This window comes from Mesorhizobium sp. M0715, assembly GCF_040320355.1.
Lineage (GTDB): Bacteria > Pseudomonadota > Alphaproteobacteria > Rhizobiales > Rhizobiaceae > Mesorhizobium.
In genome coordinates this window covers 23,290-38,136 of record NZ_JAMYPL010000001.1, presented here as the reverse complement: position 1 = coordinate 38,136, position 14,847 = coordinate 23,290, and the positions used below count along the sequence as shown (strand labels likewise).

General features: G+C 63.1%; 12 protein-coding genes. 7 read left to right on the top strand and 5 right to left on the bottom strand.

Annotated features, from left to right (window positions below; genetic code table 11):
* The first annotated feature begins 4 nt into the window (after positions 1-4).
* On the top strand, positions 5-1,027 hold the full coding sequence (locus NKI21_RS00150) for a type II secretion system F family protein (protein ID WP_023811371.1): 1,023 nt from the start codon (positions 5-7) through the stop codon (positions 1,025-1,027).
* Between the two features lie 84 nt (positions 1,028-1,111).
* On the opposite strand, the gene NKI21_RS00145 is transcribed toward NKI21_RS00150, so the two are convergent.
* A complete protein-coding gene (locus NKI21_RS00145) occupies positions 1,112-1,933 on the bottom strand; it encodes a tetratricopeptide repeat protein (RefSeq protein ID WP_352439643.1) in 822 nt (273 codons plus the stop codon).
* 116 nt (positions 1,934-2,049) lie between these two features.
* Between NKI21_RS00145 and NKI21_RS00140 the strand changes: the two genes are divergently transcribed.
* The 5 genes from NKI21_RS00140 (at position 2,050) to pdeM (ending at position 8,059) form a co-directional block, all read left to right on the top strand.
* Positions 2,050-3,414 (top strand): leucyl aminopeptidase family protein, encoded by a 1,365-nt coding sequence (locus tag NKI21_RS00140; RefSeq protein WP_352439642.1) that lies wholly within the window; start codon positions 2,050-2,052, stop codon positions 3,412-3,414.
* 72 nt (positions 3,415-3,486) lie between these two features.
* Positions 3,487-3,837, top strand: a complete 351-nt coding sequence (locus NKI21_RS00135; protein ID WP_013533675.1) for a MarR family winged helix-turn-helix transcriptional regulator — start codon at positions 3,487-3,489, stop codon at positions 3,835-3,837.
* A gap of 31 nt (positions 3,838-3,868) precedes the next feature.
* Positions 3,869-4,729 (top strand): C40 family peptidase, encoded by an 861-nt coding sequence (locus NKI21_RS00130; RefSeq protein ID WP_352439641.1) that lies wholly within the window; start codon positions 3,869-3,871, stop codon positions 4,727-4,729.
* A gap of 67 nt (positions 4,730-4,796) precedes the next feature.
* The gene (locus NKI21_RS00125; protein ID WP_352439640.1) at positions 4,797-7,346 is read left to right on the top strand and encodes a ligase-associated DNA damage response DEXH box helicase; all 2,550 of its coding nucleotides are present in this window, start codon (positions 4,797-4,799) and stop codon (positions 7,344-7,346) included.
* Positions 7,343-8,059 (top strand): ligase-associated DNA damage response endonuclease PdeM, encoded by a 717-nt coding sequence (pdeM, locus tag NKI21_RS00120; RefSeq protein ID WP_352439639.1) that lies wholly within the window; start codon positions 7,343-7,345, stop codon positions 8,057-8,059. Before NKI21_RS00125 ends, pdeM begins: the two co-directional genes overlap by 4 nt.
* A 24-nt stretch (positions 8,060-8,083) precedes the next feature.
* On the opposite strand, the gene NKI21_RS00115 is transcribed toward pdeM, so the two are convergent.
* From NKI21_RS00115 to NKI21_RS00100, 4 genes are all read right to left on the bottom strand, one after another.
* Positions 8,084-8,857: a tetratricopeptide repeat protein gene (locus tag NKI21_RS00115; protein ID WP_352439638.1), complete on the bottom strand. Its 774-nt coding sequence runs from the start codon at positions 8,855-8,857 to the stop codon at positions 8,084-8,086.
* A gap of 128 nt (positions 8,858-8,985) precedes the next feature.
* Complete coding sequence (locus tag NKI21_RS00110) at positions 8,986-9,921, bottom strand: dimethyl sulfoxide reductase anchor subunit family protein (protein ID WP_352439637.1); 936 nt, start codon at positions 9,919-9,921, stop codon at positions 8,986-8,988.
* A 3-nt stretch (positions 9,922-9,924) separates the two neighbouring features.
* On the bottom strand, positions 9,925-10,659 hold the full coding sequence (locus tag NKI21_RS00105) for a 4Fe-4S dicluster domain-containing protein (protein ID WP_023811364.1): 735 nt from the start codon (positions 10,657-10,659) through the stop codon (positions 9,925-9,927).
* Entirely contained in the window at positions 10,656-13,586 is a 2,931-nt protein-coding gene (locus NKI21_RS00100) for a molybdopterin oxidoreductase family protein (protein WP_352439636.1), read from the bottom strand. The genes NKI21_RS00105 and NKI21_RS00100 overlap by 4 nt, the downstream gene beginning before the upstream one ends.
* A gap of 278 nt (positions 13,587-13,864) precedes the next feature.
* Here NKI21_RS00100 and NKI21_RS00095 point away from each other — a divergent pair, with 278 nt between their 5' ends.
* On the top strand, positions 13,865-14,767 hold the full coding sequence (locus NKI21_RS00095) for a LysR substrate-binding domain-containing protein (RefSeq protein WP_352439635.1): 903 nt from the start codon (positions 13,865-13,867) through the stop codon (positions 14,765-14,767).
* Positions 14,768-14,847 lie beyond the last annotated feature (80 nt).

Genomic DNA, 14,847 nt, shown 5'->3' with positions numbered 1-14,847 from the left:
TGGCATGACCGAGCAAGTCATCAAGACCCTGACGGATCCGAGCTTCCTGATCGCGATGCTGGTCGCGATAGCGGTGTTTGCGACCGTCCTCACCTTGCTGCCGGCGTTTGGCGGAAACCAGCTCAAGTCACGCATGAAATCCGTTGCGCTGGAACGCGACGAACTGCGTGCGCAACAGCGCGCCCGGCTTGCGGTCGAGGCCGACCGCCGTCGCAAGGGCTTGCGCGAGGAACAGTCGATCGGCATGCGCAACATTGTCGACCGGCTGGATCTGAGACGCGCGCTCGCCGATGAGAGCACATTGCAGAAACTCAAGGTGGCCGGTTTTCGTGGACAGAATCCGCTGACGCGGTTCCTTTTCTTCCGTCTCGTGCTTCCTTTTGTCGGTTTCGCGCTGGCCGCAATCTACATCTTCGTGCTCGGAGGGCTGCCCGACAAGCCACTGGTCATCAGGCTGTTCGTCTGCGTCCTCGTTGCTTACGGCGGCTTCTACGCACCGGTCATCTACGTCAACAACCGCGCCACCAAGCGCAAGCAGTCGATCCAGATGGCATGGCCGGATGGGCTCGATCTGATGCTGATCTGCGTCGAATCGGGCATGTCGGTGGAAGCGGCACTGCGCAAGGTCGCCGACGAGATCGGTGCGCAATCGGTGGCGCTGGCGGAAGAATTCATCCTCACCAACGCCGAGCTTTCCTATCTGCCGGAGCGCAAGCAGGCCTACGAGAACCTGGCAAGCCGCACCGGCCTGGATTCGGTCAAGTCGGTGTCGCAGGCGCTCGTCCAGGCCGAGCGTTACGGCACGCCGGTGGCGCATGCACTGCGCGTGCTTGCCGCCGAAAGCCGCGACATGCGCATGAATGCGGCCGAGAAGAAGGCGGCCGCCCTGCCGCCAAAACTTACCGTGCCGATGATCCTGTTTTTCCTGCCGGTGCTCTTCGCCATCATTTTGGGTCCCGCCGGCATTCAGGTCAGCCAACGCGGTATCTTCGGCGATCATGCGGCGCCGGCAACAAACGCCCAGTAGCGGCGAGGTAAATTCCTGCATTCCCTCAAACGAAGAAGCCGCGCATGCAGCGCGGCTTCTTCGTTGGGCATCGGGATTGTGGTCTCAGTTGGTCGCGGATTTCGGCTTGTCCTGGTCCTTGAGCTGGCTCCAGGCATTCTGCTGGGCCAACATCTGCCTGAGATAGGCGACGTTTGCCTGCGCCTGTTCGGGCGAGAGCTCCTGCGAGGCGATCTTCTCGGCCTCGTCGAACCGGCCTTGCAGGCCGACGACCAGTGCCAGGTTCTGGCGGACGCGGCTGTCCGCATTCGGCTGCTGCGCGGCCGAGCGCATATAGGTTTCGGCGGTGCGCAGGTCACCTTCCAGCACATACGACATGCCAAGATTGGAGAGCACGGAAGGCTCGTTCGGCTTGAGGTCGAGCGCCTTGCGGTAAAGCTGGCGTGCATCGTCCTTCTGGCCGGTCTGGTCGAGAATGGCCGCTTCGGCCGACACCAGCTTCCAGTCGGGATATTCCGGTGTTTGAGCGCGGCGCACGGCGTCGAGTGCCGCCTCGAACTGGCCATTGGCGGCCAGCGCCTTGCCATAGGAGGCAAGCACGTCACGATCCTTGGGCAAAGCGATGGCGAGCTTGCGCATCACGGCCAGCGACTGATCGGCGTCGCCATCCATCTGCAATGCCGCCGCATAATTCGTCGCGATCCGCTTGTCGTTGGGGTTCTTCGCGTAGGATTGGCCGAGTGCGCCGGTGGCATTGTGCAGTTCGCCGGCCGACATGCTTTCCAGCGGTTTGCCGCTGGTGCGTGCGATAGAGCCGGTGGAGAGCTTGTCGGTTCCGCAACCGGCGACGCCCGCCGTCAGCGCCAGCACAAGAGCCGTGGTGATGAGCCGTTTTCCCCTGGCATTCATCCTGCGGTTGGTCGGCATGGCACCCTAAGCCTCCATTCATGCGCGGCCATTGCGTGGCCGTCTTCCCTCCCGCAGAAATATTCTGTTAACCCTAACGGACGGTTAAGAACGGCGACTCACACGGAGAACATCGCATGCCTGTCGAACTCGTCGGGAAGACATTGCCGGGCGCGCTGCCGGTCCATCTGGTCGCCAGGGGCGGTCTGGACGCGGCCGGTCTTGCGCCGGCCGCTGTCGCCTGGGCCAGGGCCAACGGCTTTTCGGGCGAGGCAGGCAGGACGCTGGTCATGCCCGGCGAAAACGGGGCGCTCGGCGGCGCCTTGTTCGGTGTTGGCGATGGCGAAGGCGCGCTCGCCCTCGGCGCACTGTCGAAGGCCTTGCCGGAAGGCGACTGGCATTTCGCCTCGGCGCCGGTCGAGCCCGAACTCGCGGCCACCGCACTGGTGCTCGGCGGCTATGTCTTCACCCGTTACGGCAAGAAGTCAGGCAGCGCGCTGCGCTTCGGCCTGCCGGCAGGCGTCGATGCCGGGCGCGTTCGCCGCATTGCCGATGGCGTCTTCCTGACACGCGATCTGGTCAACACGCCGACCAGCGATATGGGCCCGGAAGATTTGGAGGAGGCGGTGCGGACCCTGGCTGCCAGGCACAAGGCCGAAGTCTCGGTGGTCAAGGGTGACGATCTCCTCGACCGGAATTTCCCGATGATCCATGCTGTCGGCCGTGCGTCGGCCGGCGCGCCGCGCCTTATCGATATGCAGTGGGGGCAGCAAGGGGCGCCGAAGGTGACGCTGGTCGGCAAGGGCGTCTGCTTCGACACGGGCGGTCTCGACATCAAGCCATCGTCCGGCATGCTGCTGATGAAAAAGGACATGGGCGGTGCCGCCAATGTCCTTGGCCTTGCCTCGATGATCATGGCTGCCGGGCTGAATGTGCGACTGCGCGTGCTCATTCCCGCAGTTGAGAATTCGATTGCCGGCAACGCCTTCCGGCCTGGCGACGTGCTGGTGAGCCGCAAGGGCATCAATGTCGAGATCGGCAACACGGATGCCGAGGGACGGCTGGTGCTGGCCGATGCGCTGGCGCTGGCCGACGAGGAGGAGCCTCAGCTTCTGGTCGACATGGCGACACTGACCGGGGCTGCCCGTGTCGCGCTCGGCCCCGATCTGCCGCCGTTCTACACAAGTGACGAAGCGCTGGCATCCGATCTTGCGGCGGCTTCCGTCGCGGTCGAGGATCCGCTGTGGCGCATGCCGCTGTGGCAGCCCTACGATGCAAAACTGTCGTCGAAGATCGCCGACATCAACAATGTCACCCCGGATGGTTTCGCCGGCTCGATCACCGCGGCGCTGTTCCTCAAGCGCTTCGTCGAAAAAACCGCGGGCTGGGCGCATTTCGACATCTTCGCCTGGAACCCGGCTGACCGTCCGCATGGCCCCGCCGGCGGTGAGGCACAAGGCATCCGCGCGCTGGAGCGGATCATCGCGAAACGCTACGGCTGACGGTTGCAGGCGAGAGACGGCAATCGCTTTGACTGAAACGGAACCGAAACAATTTGCCGTCATGCTGGCGCGATGTCGATTGCGATGCGCCCGAGCCAGGCCTTGCGACTGTGGCAGCAGGTGATGCTGTCGCAGGTGCGCGACGACGCGCCCGATCTGACCATGCGCCAGACGGCAATCCTGTTCACCATCTATCTCGATCCGCCGCCGCACACCGTGCGCGGGCTCGCCGCGCGCCTCAATGTCACCAAGCCCGTGATCACCCGCGCGCTCGACACGATGGGCGCTTTGAAACTCGTCTCGCGCCATCGCGACGAACTCGACAAGCGCAATGTTCTGATCAGGCGCACGGTCGAGGGCGCGCTCTTTGTCGAGCGCTTCGGCGATGGTATCATCGCCAAGGCGCTCGAACTGCCGATGTGAGCGGATTACCTTTTCAGCATAGGTGCTCGATTTGACTGCCAGGGATGCCCGCCTTCACGCTTTTCGCTCCGATCTCGCCGATGCAAGGCTGAAGGGCGAGGTCGCCGCCGACCGCTTCGTCGCCGGCCGGCCGGCGCGGGTCATCGCGTCAGTGGCCGATATGCGCAAGGCGCCGCGGCCGGATGCCGGCATCAACACGCAGGCGCTGTTCGGCGATGATGTCCTGGTCTTCGATGTCGCTGAAGGCTGGGCCTGGGTCCAGGCCGAACGCGACGGCTATGTCGGCTATGTCGCCGACACGATGCTGGGCAAACGGGACCATGCGCCGACGCACATCGTCTGCGTGCCGCGCACCTTCCTCTACCCCGGGCCGGATCTGCGCTTTCCGATCGCCGGACAATTGTCGATGGGATCGACGGTGACAGTGACGGAGGCCGCCGAGACGCGCGGTACGCACTATGCGGTCCTGCCTTCCGGCGAGGCGCTGATCGCAGGTCACCTGCGGCCGCTCAGCGAAGCTGCCTCCGACTATGTCATGGTTGCCGAGGCGTTTCTAGGAACACCTTATCTCTGGGGCGGTACTTCCGGTTTCGGCATCGACTGTTCGGGGCTGGTGCAACTGGCGATGCGTATGGCCGGCAGAGACGTGCTGCGCGATTCCGATATGCAGGCGGCGACACTTGGCGAGCCGCTCGAACCGGCACCTGATTTCTCCGGGTTGCGACGCGGCGATCTGGTGTTCTGGAAGGGCCATGTCGCCGTCATGACCGATGCCGACACGATGATCCACGCCAACGGCCACACCATGCTGGTGTCGCACGAGGGACTGAAAGACGCCGTCGCGCGCATCGGCTATCTCTATGGCAGCCCGACAGGGTTTCGGCGGCCTTAGGGAAGAACGATCCCCTTTTGTTCCGATTCTTCTTGGCGATTAGCCGCCATCGCGCTACCTCTGGCAGGTGACAGAGCAGCCGCGCCTTGCCGAACAGAATGCCGCCGTGGCCCTGCCCGAACCATTCATCAGATGGTTTGGCGAGAAAGGCTGGTCGCCGCGCGCCCATCAGATCGAACTTCTGGCGAAAGCCCAGGCCGGGCAATCAGTCCTGCTGATTGCGCCGACCGGTGCCGGCAAGACGCTGGCCGGGTTCCTGCCTTCGCTGACCGAACTGGCCAACCGGCCCAAGAGAAAGCCGGGCCAGGCGCGCCGCGGTATCCACACGCTCTACATCTCACCGCTGAAGGCGCTTGCCGTCGATATTGAGCGCAATCTCGGCAAGCCGGTGGAAGAGATCGGCCTGCCTGTCACCATCGAAACGCGCACCGGCGACACCCCCGCCCACAAGCGCCAGCGCCAGAAGCTGGTGCCGCCCGACATCCTGCTGACCACGCCCGAGCAACTGGCGCTACTGATTGCGGCCGGCGATGCTAAACGTTTCTTCGAGGATCTGCGCTACGTCGTGCTCGACGAACTGCATTCGCTGGTGACGTCGAAACGCGGACATCTGCTGGCGCTCGGTCTGGCGCGGTTGCGCAGCTTTGTCCCTGGTCTGCAAACCATCGGGCTGTCGGCGACGGTGGCCGAGCCGGACGAGTTGCGGCGCTGGCTGGTCAGCCAGAATCCGCCCAAGGGTTCGACAGGCCATGACATGGCGGAACTGATCGTCGTCACCGGGGGCGCGAAACCGGAGATTTCCATCCTCGATTCCGAAGAGCGGGTGCCATGGGCGGGACATTCGGCGCGCTACGCCACGCCGGAAATCTATCGCGAGATCAAGCGCCACAAGACGACCCTGTTGTTCGTCAACACGCGCAGCCAGGCGGAGCTGCTGTTCCAGGAATTGTGGCGGGTCAACGAGGATACGTTGCCGATCGCGCTGCATCACGGTTCGCTCGACGTCGCCCAGCGTCGGCGCGTCGAAAAGGCGATGGGGGAAAACGCACTGCGCGCCATCGTCGCCACCTCGACGCTCGACCTCGGCATCGACTGGGGCGATGTCGATCTGGTTGTGCATGTCGGTGCGCCGAAGGGGGCGAGCCGGCTGGCGCAACGCATCGGCCGCGCCAACCACCGCATGGACGAGCCGTCCAAGGCGATCCTCATCCCGGCCAACCGCTTTGAGGTGCTGGAATGCCGGGCCGCCCTCGACGCCAACTATCTCGGCGCGCAGGACACGCCTCCCTTGATCGATGGCGGTCTCGACGTGCTGGCGCAACATGTACTCGGCTGCGCCTGCGGCGCGGCATTCCGTGCCGATGATCTGTTCGAGGAGGTGCGAACGGCAGCACCCTATGTCAGCCTCGACCGGCCGACTTTCGACCGCGTCATCGATTTCGTCGCCACCGGCGGCTATGCGCTCAAGAACTACGAGCGCTACGCCCGCATACGCCTGAACAAGGATGGGTTCTGGCGGGTGTCCAATCCGCGCGTCGCCCAGCAATACAGGCTGAATGTCGGCACCATCATCGAGGTTCCGGCGCTGAATGTGCGCTATATCAAGGCCGGCGGCAAAGGTGCGGCTTCGCGCGGCGGCCGGGTTCTCGGCAAGATCGAGGAGGCCTTCCTCGAAACGTTGACGCATGGCGACACCTTCATGTTCGCCGGCAAGGTTCTGCGCTTCGAAGGCATCCGCGAGAATGAATGCTTCGTGTCGAACGCGCCCGGCAGCGATGCCAAGGTGCCTTACTATGGCGGCGGCAAGTTCCCGCTTTCGACCTATCTCGCCGAACAGGTCCGCATCATGCTGGACGACCCGCAGCGATGGAAGAAGCTGCCCGAGCAGGTCGCCGACTGGCTGCGATACCAGGCCGACAAATCGGTGCTTCCCAAACGCGACGACCTGCTGATCGAGACCTTTCCACGAGGCAACCGCCACTATCTGGTGGCTTACCCGTTCGAGGGCAGGCTGGCGCACCAGACGCTCGGCATGCTGCTCACCCGCCGCCTTGACAGAGCAGGAGCCAGGCCGCTCGGCTTCGTCGCCACCGATTATGCCTTGGCGATATGGTCACTGGGCGACATGGGCGCGATGTTCAAAGCCAGGAAGCCTTCGCTTGGCGCGCTTTTCGACCAGGACATGCTTGGAGACGACCTCGAAGCCTGGCTGGCCGACAGCTGGCTTCTCAAACGCACTTTCCGCAATTGCGCGCTGATTTCGGGGTTGATCGAGAAACGCCATCCGGGCCAAGAAAAGAGTGGTCGCCAGGTCACGGTCTCGACCGACCTGATCTACGATGTGCTGCGCAGCCATGAACCGGACCACATTCTGCTGCAGGCAACACGCGCCGACGCAGCGACCGGTCTGCTCGATGTCAGCAGACTTGCCGACATGCTCTCGCGCATCCAGGGTCGAATCGTGCATAAGGCACTCGAACAGATATCGCCGCTCGCCGTGCCGATCATGCTCGAGATCGGCAAGATGCCGGTCCATGGCGAAGCCGATGAAACGCTTTTGATGGATGCGGCGACATTGGTCGAGGAGGCCATGGGGCCGGGAATGAGTGTGGAATGAAATTTTCGCTGGCGCGCATATCGCTGATCGCCGAGGCCGATCTCGTCGGCATCGCCGGCGAGCGCGCTGTCTGCGACCCGCGCGGCGTGCTCTATTTTCCGGATCTGCGGCTTCTGGCCGTGTCCGATCTGCATCTGGAAAAGGGTTCGTCGCTGGCACGGCGCGGCACGTTGATCCCGCCCTACGACACCGGTGCGACCTTGCTGCGGCTTCAGGCGGTGATATCAGACTACCAGCCTTCGATCGTCATCAGCCTGGGCGACAGCTTTCACGATGGCGGCGGCGCCCAGCGCATGCATGCAAGCTTCCGCGAGCGGCTGGAAGCGCTGATATCAGGCCGGCAATGGTTCTGGGTTGCCGGCAATCATGATCCGGAAGCTCCAGCCGATCTGCCCGGCGAAACGGTGCGTGAACTTGCTATAGGCTCCCTGCTGTTCCGGCATGAGCCGTCGAAGCAGCGTGTCGAAGGCGAAATAGCGGGCCATCTGCATCCCTGCGCCCGCATCGTGCAGCAGGGCCGCTCGGTGCGGCGCCGCTGCTTTGCCGGCGATGGCGGCCGCATGATCATGCCGGCCTTTGGCGCCTATACCGGCTCGCTCAACGTGCTCGACCGCGCCTATGCCGGGCTGTTCCGGCTGGACACGCTGATGGCTTATATGCTGGGCGCCCAACGCATCTTTGCCATTTCCGGCTCGATGCTGCGGCCCGGCTGAGGTCGCCGGTTGGTTTGCTGAAGGTCAAGTCTTCTTAAGTGCTGCCTGTATGCGATCGAGCGCTTCTTGCGCACCACCATATCCTTGCGCAACAGAGCGTTTGAGCCATTGGATTGCAAGCGCGTAGTTCTTCTCAGCGCCCGTGCCGTTTAGGTACATTATCGCCAAATTATACTGAGCCTTGCCGCTATTACTTTCAGCGGCCTTCTCATACCAAACAAAAGCCTTTTGCAGGTTCTTCTCTACATATTGTCCATTGAGATATGATGTAGCCAAGTTTACCTGGGCAGCGACTTCACCTTGCTCTGCCGCTTTCGTCCACCAGCCGACGGCATCCGTCCCGCTTTGCGAGACTCCCTTGCCAAAGAAATACGCATCGCCAAGATATAGCTGGGCCTTAGCTAAGCCGTTAACCGCAGCTTTTCGCCAGAATGCGGCCGCCTGAGCATCATCTTGAGTAATTCCTTTGCCCGTTGAGTATAATAAGCCGAGACTCAACTCGGCTGCCGGAAAATCCTGTGCGGCCGCTTTGGCCCACCACTCCGCCGCTTTGGAATAGTCTAACGGCACCCCCAATCCCTCGGAGTACATAAAGCCAAGATTATATTCCCCAACGGCATCCCCGGTTTTGGCAACCGCCTCCCATTCCTTGAAGGCTTCCACATAATTCTTAGCGTGAAAGGCAGAGTCGGCTTCGTCCGCGCCTGCCAGGGAACCATGAGAATAAAAAACCAAAATTCCCGCTACGCAGATTCCCCGTGCAAGATACGTCATTGAATTAAATATATGGATGATCATCGCTCATATGTCGATCTGGAGGATGCTTGACAAAGAGTTACGATAAAATCCTCCGATCCACAACTTGGTGAAGCCCTTGGGAACAACATGTTTCCAGCGGCCGGATTAGGAAAGCATGCTGGAACGCCCTACAGACCGTAGTAAAGCATGACGGTGTGCTTCGCTTCGGCGAAGAACAGCCAGCGTTCGACCAACATGCCGGCGAACTGCACGATCACGGCGAGCACCGACAGCGCCGCTGCGAAGGGCCAGGGTAGGGCGAAAGCAGCAGCGAGCAGCAGGACAGGCAGGGCGAAAGCCAGAACCTGCGTGATCTGGCGCAGCCGCGCGCTGTGCTTGCGCGCGATGCGAAAACCCATTTCCTTGAGCAGGTAGTTCTCCTCGGTATGCGGCCATTCAAGTGACCGCACCGTGCCGCCAGCCAGCCCGGTCGCGGTGTTGGCGTTGGTCGAGATTTCCAGCCGGTCGTTGTAGCGCCAGGTCGCGAGCTTCCAGCCCCAGCCGAGCAAGGTGAGCAGCGCGGAAGCCACCAGAAGAATTTTCGAGCCGAGAGCAAACCCCTGCAAAAGCGCGTTCAGCAACACGCTGCCGGTCATTGCCGAGAAGATGAGATAGCCGGGCAAGGTGAAGCGGCTGTGCCACTGGGCGATCGGCTTCAGCGACGCATAGATCATGCCTGTGGTGCAGACGGTGACGATCGCGCCGCAGGCCGCCAGCAATCCGGCAATGGCCACCCAGCCACTGGTGCGGCCAAAAAATACCCAACCGATGCCAAACAGTCCCGCCGGAATGAAGGTGATGACCGAGGCGACGCCTTCGCGCGACAGCCATGAACTGCGCCATTGCGAGAACGCCCGCCAGGCGCGTTCGGGTCTGCCGAGGTGGCCAGTCGAGGACAACAGTCCGGCTACGATCAGGCCGAGCGCCAGCCCCATGCCGATGAAGCCCAGCCAGAAATCGGGTGGGATGATCTGGAATCCTCCGAGCACGCCCAGCAGCGCGAGCAGGCCGTAGCCCGCCCCGGTGGCGGTGGTGAAGAAGACGACGGAGAAGGCTGGATGCATGGGTCAGTTCGAAAGCATGCGGTCGACCCAGCCGAGGAAACCGCCTTCGGCCCGCACCGGTTCGAGTGCGGGTGCTGCCACCGATGCGGCGCGCGTGGTGTGGGCGCGCGGCGGCAGGTATTTGTTGGTCGGGCGATAGCCGAGCTCAGGCATCAGGTCGACGCCGCCACGCTCCGCCACCAGTTGCGAAACCGCCGATAGGGGATCGCCGAGATCGCCGAAATGCCGGGCGCTGGTCGGGCAGGCGGCGACGCAGGCCGGTACGCGGTCCTCTTCGGCCAGATTGTCATTGTAGATGCGGTCGACGCACAGCGTGCACTTCTTCATCACCCCGACGTCCGTATCGAATTCTCGCGCGCCATAGGGACAGGCCCAGCTGCACAATTTGCAGCCGATGCACTTGTCCTCGTCGATCAGCACGATGCCGTCCGAGGCCCGCTTGTAGGAGGCGCCGGTCGGGCAGACGGTGACGCAGGCCGGTGTCTCGCAATGCAGGCAGGAACGCGGAAAATTGACGGTGCGCCCGCCCATCTCGGTCGTGTGCTCGTAAGCGTGCACGCGGTTGAACCAGACGCCGTCGACATGGCCGCCATAGGGGTCGATGTCGGTCAGCGGTGCCATGTGGCCGCCGGTGTTCCATTCCTTGCAGGCGGTGACGCAGGCCTGGCAGCCGACGCAGGTGTCGAGATCGATGACGAGGCCGAGTTTCTTGCCGCTTTGGCTTGGCAGACAGGTCATTCGGTCGCCTCTCTTGCCCTGCGGAATTCGGCACCGAAGCGAAGGATGTCGGGTGAGGGTTCGAAATGCGGCGGCTGCCGGAAACGCTCGAATTGCGGCTCGGTGAAGCCGGCTTCCTCGACAGCGCATTTGACGATGCGCACGCGCAGGTCGAACCATGCGGCCTGGCCTGTGACCGGATCGGAATTCGAATAGCGTTTGCCCTGTGCATCGGCCGAGGTCTGGTCGCCGATGATATGGTTGAGCAGGAAGCCACGGTTGCTCTCGGCCGCGTCGTCCTTCAGCCCCCAGCTGCCGCGCCGCTTGCCGATGGCGTTCCAGGTCCAGACCGTGCTTTCGTTGACCCCGTCGATCAGCTTGATCTGCCCCTTCACCCTGCCGTTGATGCTTTCGATCCACACCCAGTCGTCATCGACAAGGCCAAGGCCGGCTGCCGTCCGGTGATGCACGAACAGCCGGTTCTGGCTGGTGATCTGCCGCAGCCACGCATTCTGCGATCCCCAGGAATGGTACATGTGCATGGGCCTCTGCGTCAGCGCATGCAGCGGATATTTTTCGAGGTCGACGACCGCTTCCTCGAAGGGCATGTACCAGAAGGGCAGCGGGTCCATGTAGGTCTCGATGCGCTGGCGATCGCCCTTTGGCGGCAATACGGGGCCATGCCCACGCGCGGCGAGGCGGAAGCGCTGCATCGGCTCGCAATAGAGCTGGAAGACGATTGGCTCCGCCTTGGGGATGAAGCCCATCTGCACCGCGAAGTCGAGATAGGAGCGGTTGGCCATCTTATAGTAGCGCTGGTCGTCAGCTAAATCGTGATGCCAGAAGCCGCCATTGTCGATGTAGCGCTGCAGCTGGTCCGGGTTGGCCTCGCCCCTGCCGGTCGAGGACCCGTCCTTGCCGCGCCAGCCGGCGAGCGGGCCGATGCCCGGCGTGCGCTCATGGTTGACGATGTAGTCGGCATAATCGCGGTACTGGGCCGCGCCGTCCTCATTGACGAAACCGGGCAGGCCCAGCCGGGCACCGAGTTCGATCAGCACCGACTGGAACGGCCTGACGTCGCGGTCGGGCTCGACGACGGGATGGCGGATCGCGTCGCCGGGTCCGTCGGCATGGCTGATCGGCCGGTCGAGCAGGCTGATGCAATCATGCCGCTCGAGATAGGTGGTGTCCGGCAGCACGAGATCGGCGAACGGTACGGTCTCGGAATAATAGGCGTCGGAATAGATGATGAAGGGGATCTTGTAGTTGCCCGCTTCGTCGCTGTCGGTCAGCATGGCAATGGTCTCGACGGTGTTCATCGAGGAATTCCACGCCATGTTCGACATATACATCAACAGCGTGTCGATCCTGTAGGGATCGCCGGCCCAGGCATTGCGGATGACGGTGTGCATCAGGCCGTGCGCGGCCAGCGGTGCGTCCCAGGAATAGGCCTTGTCGATGCGAAGCGGCGTGCCGGCCTCATCGACCAGCAAATCGTCCGGCCCACAGACGAAACCGAGTGGCATGCCGTCAAGTGGCGTCATCGGCTTGACGGTCTTGCCGGCCGGCTTGGGACCGGGCGGAGCGGAGCGGGGGTAGGGCGGCTTGAAACGGAAACCGCCGGGAACATCCACCGTGCCCAGCAGCACCTGGAGGAGATGGATGGCGCGGCAGGTGTGAAAGCCGTTCGAATGGGCCGAGATGCCGCGCATGGCGTGCATCGAGACAGGCCGCCCCTTGATGGTCTCGTGCCGGCGCCCGGCCCAGTCGGTCCAGGCGATCGGCAGTTCGATCGTCTGTTCGAAGGCGACATGCGCAAGTTCGGCGGCGATCCTGCGGATCGTATCGGCGGCAATGCCGCAGCGCTCGGCGACCGCGTCCGGCGCATAGCTCTCATCGAGGTAGCGGTCGGCGATGAGCTGGAACACCGGGACGCAGTGGCGCCCGCCGATCGTGAAGCTGCCCGTCAGTGCCGGCTTCGCACTGGCATCAGTGGCTCCGACACGCGTCTTCGCAACCCTGTCCCACGCCAGGGGATTTCCGTCGGCGTCGCGCACGAACAGCCCGTCATCGGCGGCACCCGGCTCCTGCACGACGAGAACATGGGCATTGGTGTAGCGCAGCAGATAATCGAGATCGACGCGGCCCGCCTTGAGCAATTCGTGGATGAGGGCGAATACGAACAGCCCATCGGTGCCGGGCCGGATGCCGATCCAGTCGTCGGCAATGGCATTGTAGCCGGTGCGGCACGGGTTGATCGAGACGACCTTGGCGCCGCGCGCCTTGAGTTTGCCGAGGCCGATCTTGATCGGGTTGGAATCGTGATCCTCGGCAACCCCGAACAGCATGAAATACCGGGTGTTGTCCCAGTCGGGTTCGCCGAATTCCCAGAACGAACCGCCGATCGTGTAGAGACCGCCGGCCGCCATGTTGACCGAGCAGAAGCCGCCATGGGCGGCAAAGTTCGGCGTGCCGAACTGGCTCGCCCACCAGCCGGTCAGCGACTGCGACTGGTCGCGGCCGGTGAAGAAGGCCAGCTTCTTGGGGTCGGTCCGGCGGATGGCCGAGAGCCGTTCGGTGGCGATCGAAAACGCCTCTTCCCACTCGATCTCGCGGAATTCGCCGGAGCCGCGAGGGCCGGTGCGCAGCAATGGCTTCTTCAGCCTTGCCGGACTGTAGTGCTGCATGATGCCGGAGCTGCCCTTGCCGCAGATCACGCCGCGATTGACCGGGTGGTCCTTGTTGCCGTTGATGTGGCGGACCTTGCCATCCTTGATGTGCACATCGATGCCGCAGCGGCAGGCGCACATGTAGCAGGTCGTCTTGGCGATGCTGTCGGAAACGTCAGGCGAGGTGTCGACGCCGTCGCCTTCATCCGGCGCTCGCGTGTCGGCAAGCGGGCGTTGCGATGGTGCCGAATTCGCGCCGCGCGGCGGTCCCTGCATCATGATCCGGTGGTGCCTGTACGGCTCATGGATTTGGCCCGCGTTTTCGGTCCGGGGCCGCGCATGTAATGCTCTTCAGGGTGGTAGCGATCACCGGCCAGCCGCCGCCTTATACCGCGGGTCCAATGCGCAAGCAGGGATCTGAACCGCCCGATCATTCTGCTCTCTGCGATCTCTCGGCGAATTTTTTCTAACTTCGTTCAAAAACTTAGAATAAAGCTATCGATCTGTCTAATCAGTTGTTCTTGTAAATTCGATCGATATTGGTTCTTAATGCAGACATGACCCTGGACCAGTTGCGGATTTTCGTCGCCGTCGCAGAGCGCGGCCATATGACCAAGGCGGCGGAACTGCTGGGCATTTCGCAGTCGGCCGCATCGGCCGCCATCCGGGCGCTTGAAGAACAGCACGGCGTCCATCTGTTCAACCGCGTCGGCCGCAACATCGAGCTTGCCCAGACCGGCCACCGGTTCCTGCCGGAGGCCAAGGCCGTGCTCGAGCGGGCCGCCGCCGCGCGCAATGTGCTGGAGCATGTCTCACAGACCGTCACCGGCAGCCTCTCGATCGCCGCCAGCCAGACCATCGCCAGCTACTGGCTGCCGCGCCGGCTGGCTTCCTTCCACGAAGCCTATCCGGCCGTCAGGCTGAGCGTCTCCATCGGCAACACCAGGCAGGTCGAGGCCAATGTCCTCGATGGCGCTGCGGATCTCGGCCTGGTCGAAGGCCGCACCGAGTCCGACATACTGCGCCGCACCAAGGTCGACGTCGACAGGCTGATGCTGGTGGTTGCCAGCGCGCATCCGGAGATCCCCGAAGTCGCGCCCGGCCGCCCTGACATCAAGGGTCTGCGCTGGATCATCCGCGAGGGTGGTTCGGGTACGCGCGAGGTGCTGGAGGATCTGGCACGCCACGAAGGGATTTCGCTCGCCGACCTCCAGATATTCCTGGTGCTGCCGAGTAATGAGGCTATCCGCCAGGCGGTCGAGGCAGGAGCCGGCGCCACCATCATTTCGGAGCTTGTCGTGGCCCGCGCCGTGGCCGAAGGCGGTCTGAGATCGGTGCCGCTCGAACTGCCGAAACGCGACTTCGCCATGATCACTCATCGCGATCGCCAGGCAAGCCTGGCCCAGATGGCGCTCAAGGCACATCTGGGTACGGAGATGAACGGGTCCGCGCCAAGATAGGTCCGTTGAGATTCAGGTCAGGCCGAGTCGAAAATGGCTGACGCCGAGAACCGGAGCGGAGCGTACTTAAAGTACGTGAG

Bases quoted from the DNA above. Each gene is read 5' to 3' on its own strand.
- pdeM (WP_352439639.1), top strand. From the start codon at position 7,343: ATGAAATTTTCGCTGGCGCGCATATCGCTGATCGCCGAGGCCGATCTC.
- NKI21_RS00095 (WP_352439635.1), top strand. From the start codon at position 13,865: ATGACCCTGGACCAGTTGCGGATTTTCGTCGCCGTCGCAGAGCGCGGC.
- NKI21_RS00135 (WP_013533675.1), top strand. From the start codon at position 3,487: ATGTCGATTGCGATGCGCCCGAGCCAGGCCTTGCGACTGTGGCAGCAG.
- NKI21_RS00145 (WP_352439643.1), bottom strand. From the start codon at position 1,933: ATGCCGACCAACCGCAGGATGAATGCCAGGGGAAAACGGCTCATCACC.
- NKI21_RS00140 (WP_352439642.1), top strand. From the start codon at position 2,050: ATGCCTGTCGAACTCGTCGGGAAGACATTGCCGGGCGCGCTGCCGGTC.
- NKI21_RS00105 (WP_023811364.1), bottom strand. From the start codon at position 10,659: ATGACCTGTCTGCCAAGCCAAAGCGGCAAGAAACTCGGCCTCGTCATC.
- NKI21_RS00110 (WP_352439637.1), bottom strand. From the start codon at position 9,921: ATGCATCCAGCCTTCTCCGTCGTCTTCTTCACCACCGCCACCGGGGCG.
- NKI21_RS00115 (WP_352439638.1), bottom strand. From the start codon at position 8,857: ATGATCATCCATATATTTAATTCAATGACGTATCTTGCACGGGGAATC.
- NKI21_RS00100 (WP_352439636.1), bottom strand. From the start codon at position 13,586: ATGATGCAGGGACCGCCGCGCGGCGCGAATTCGGCACCATCGCAACGC.
- NKI21_RS00150 (WP_023811371.1), top strand. From the start codon at position 5: ATGACCGAGCAAGTCATCAAGACCCTGACGGATCCGAGCTTCCTGATC.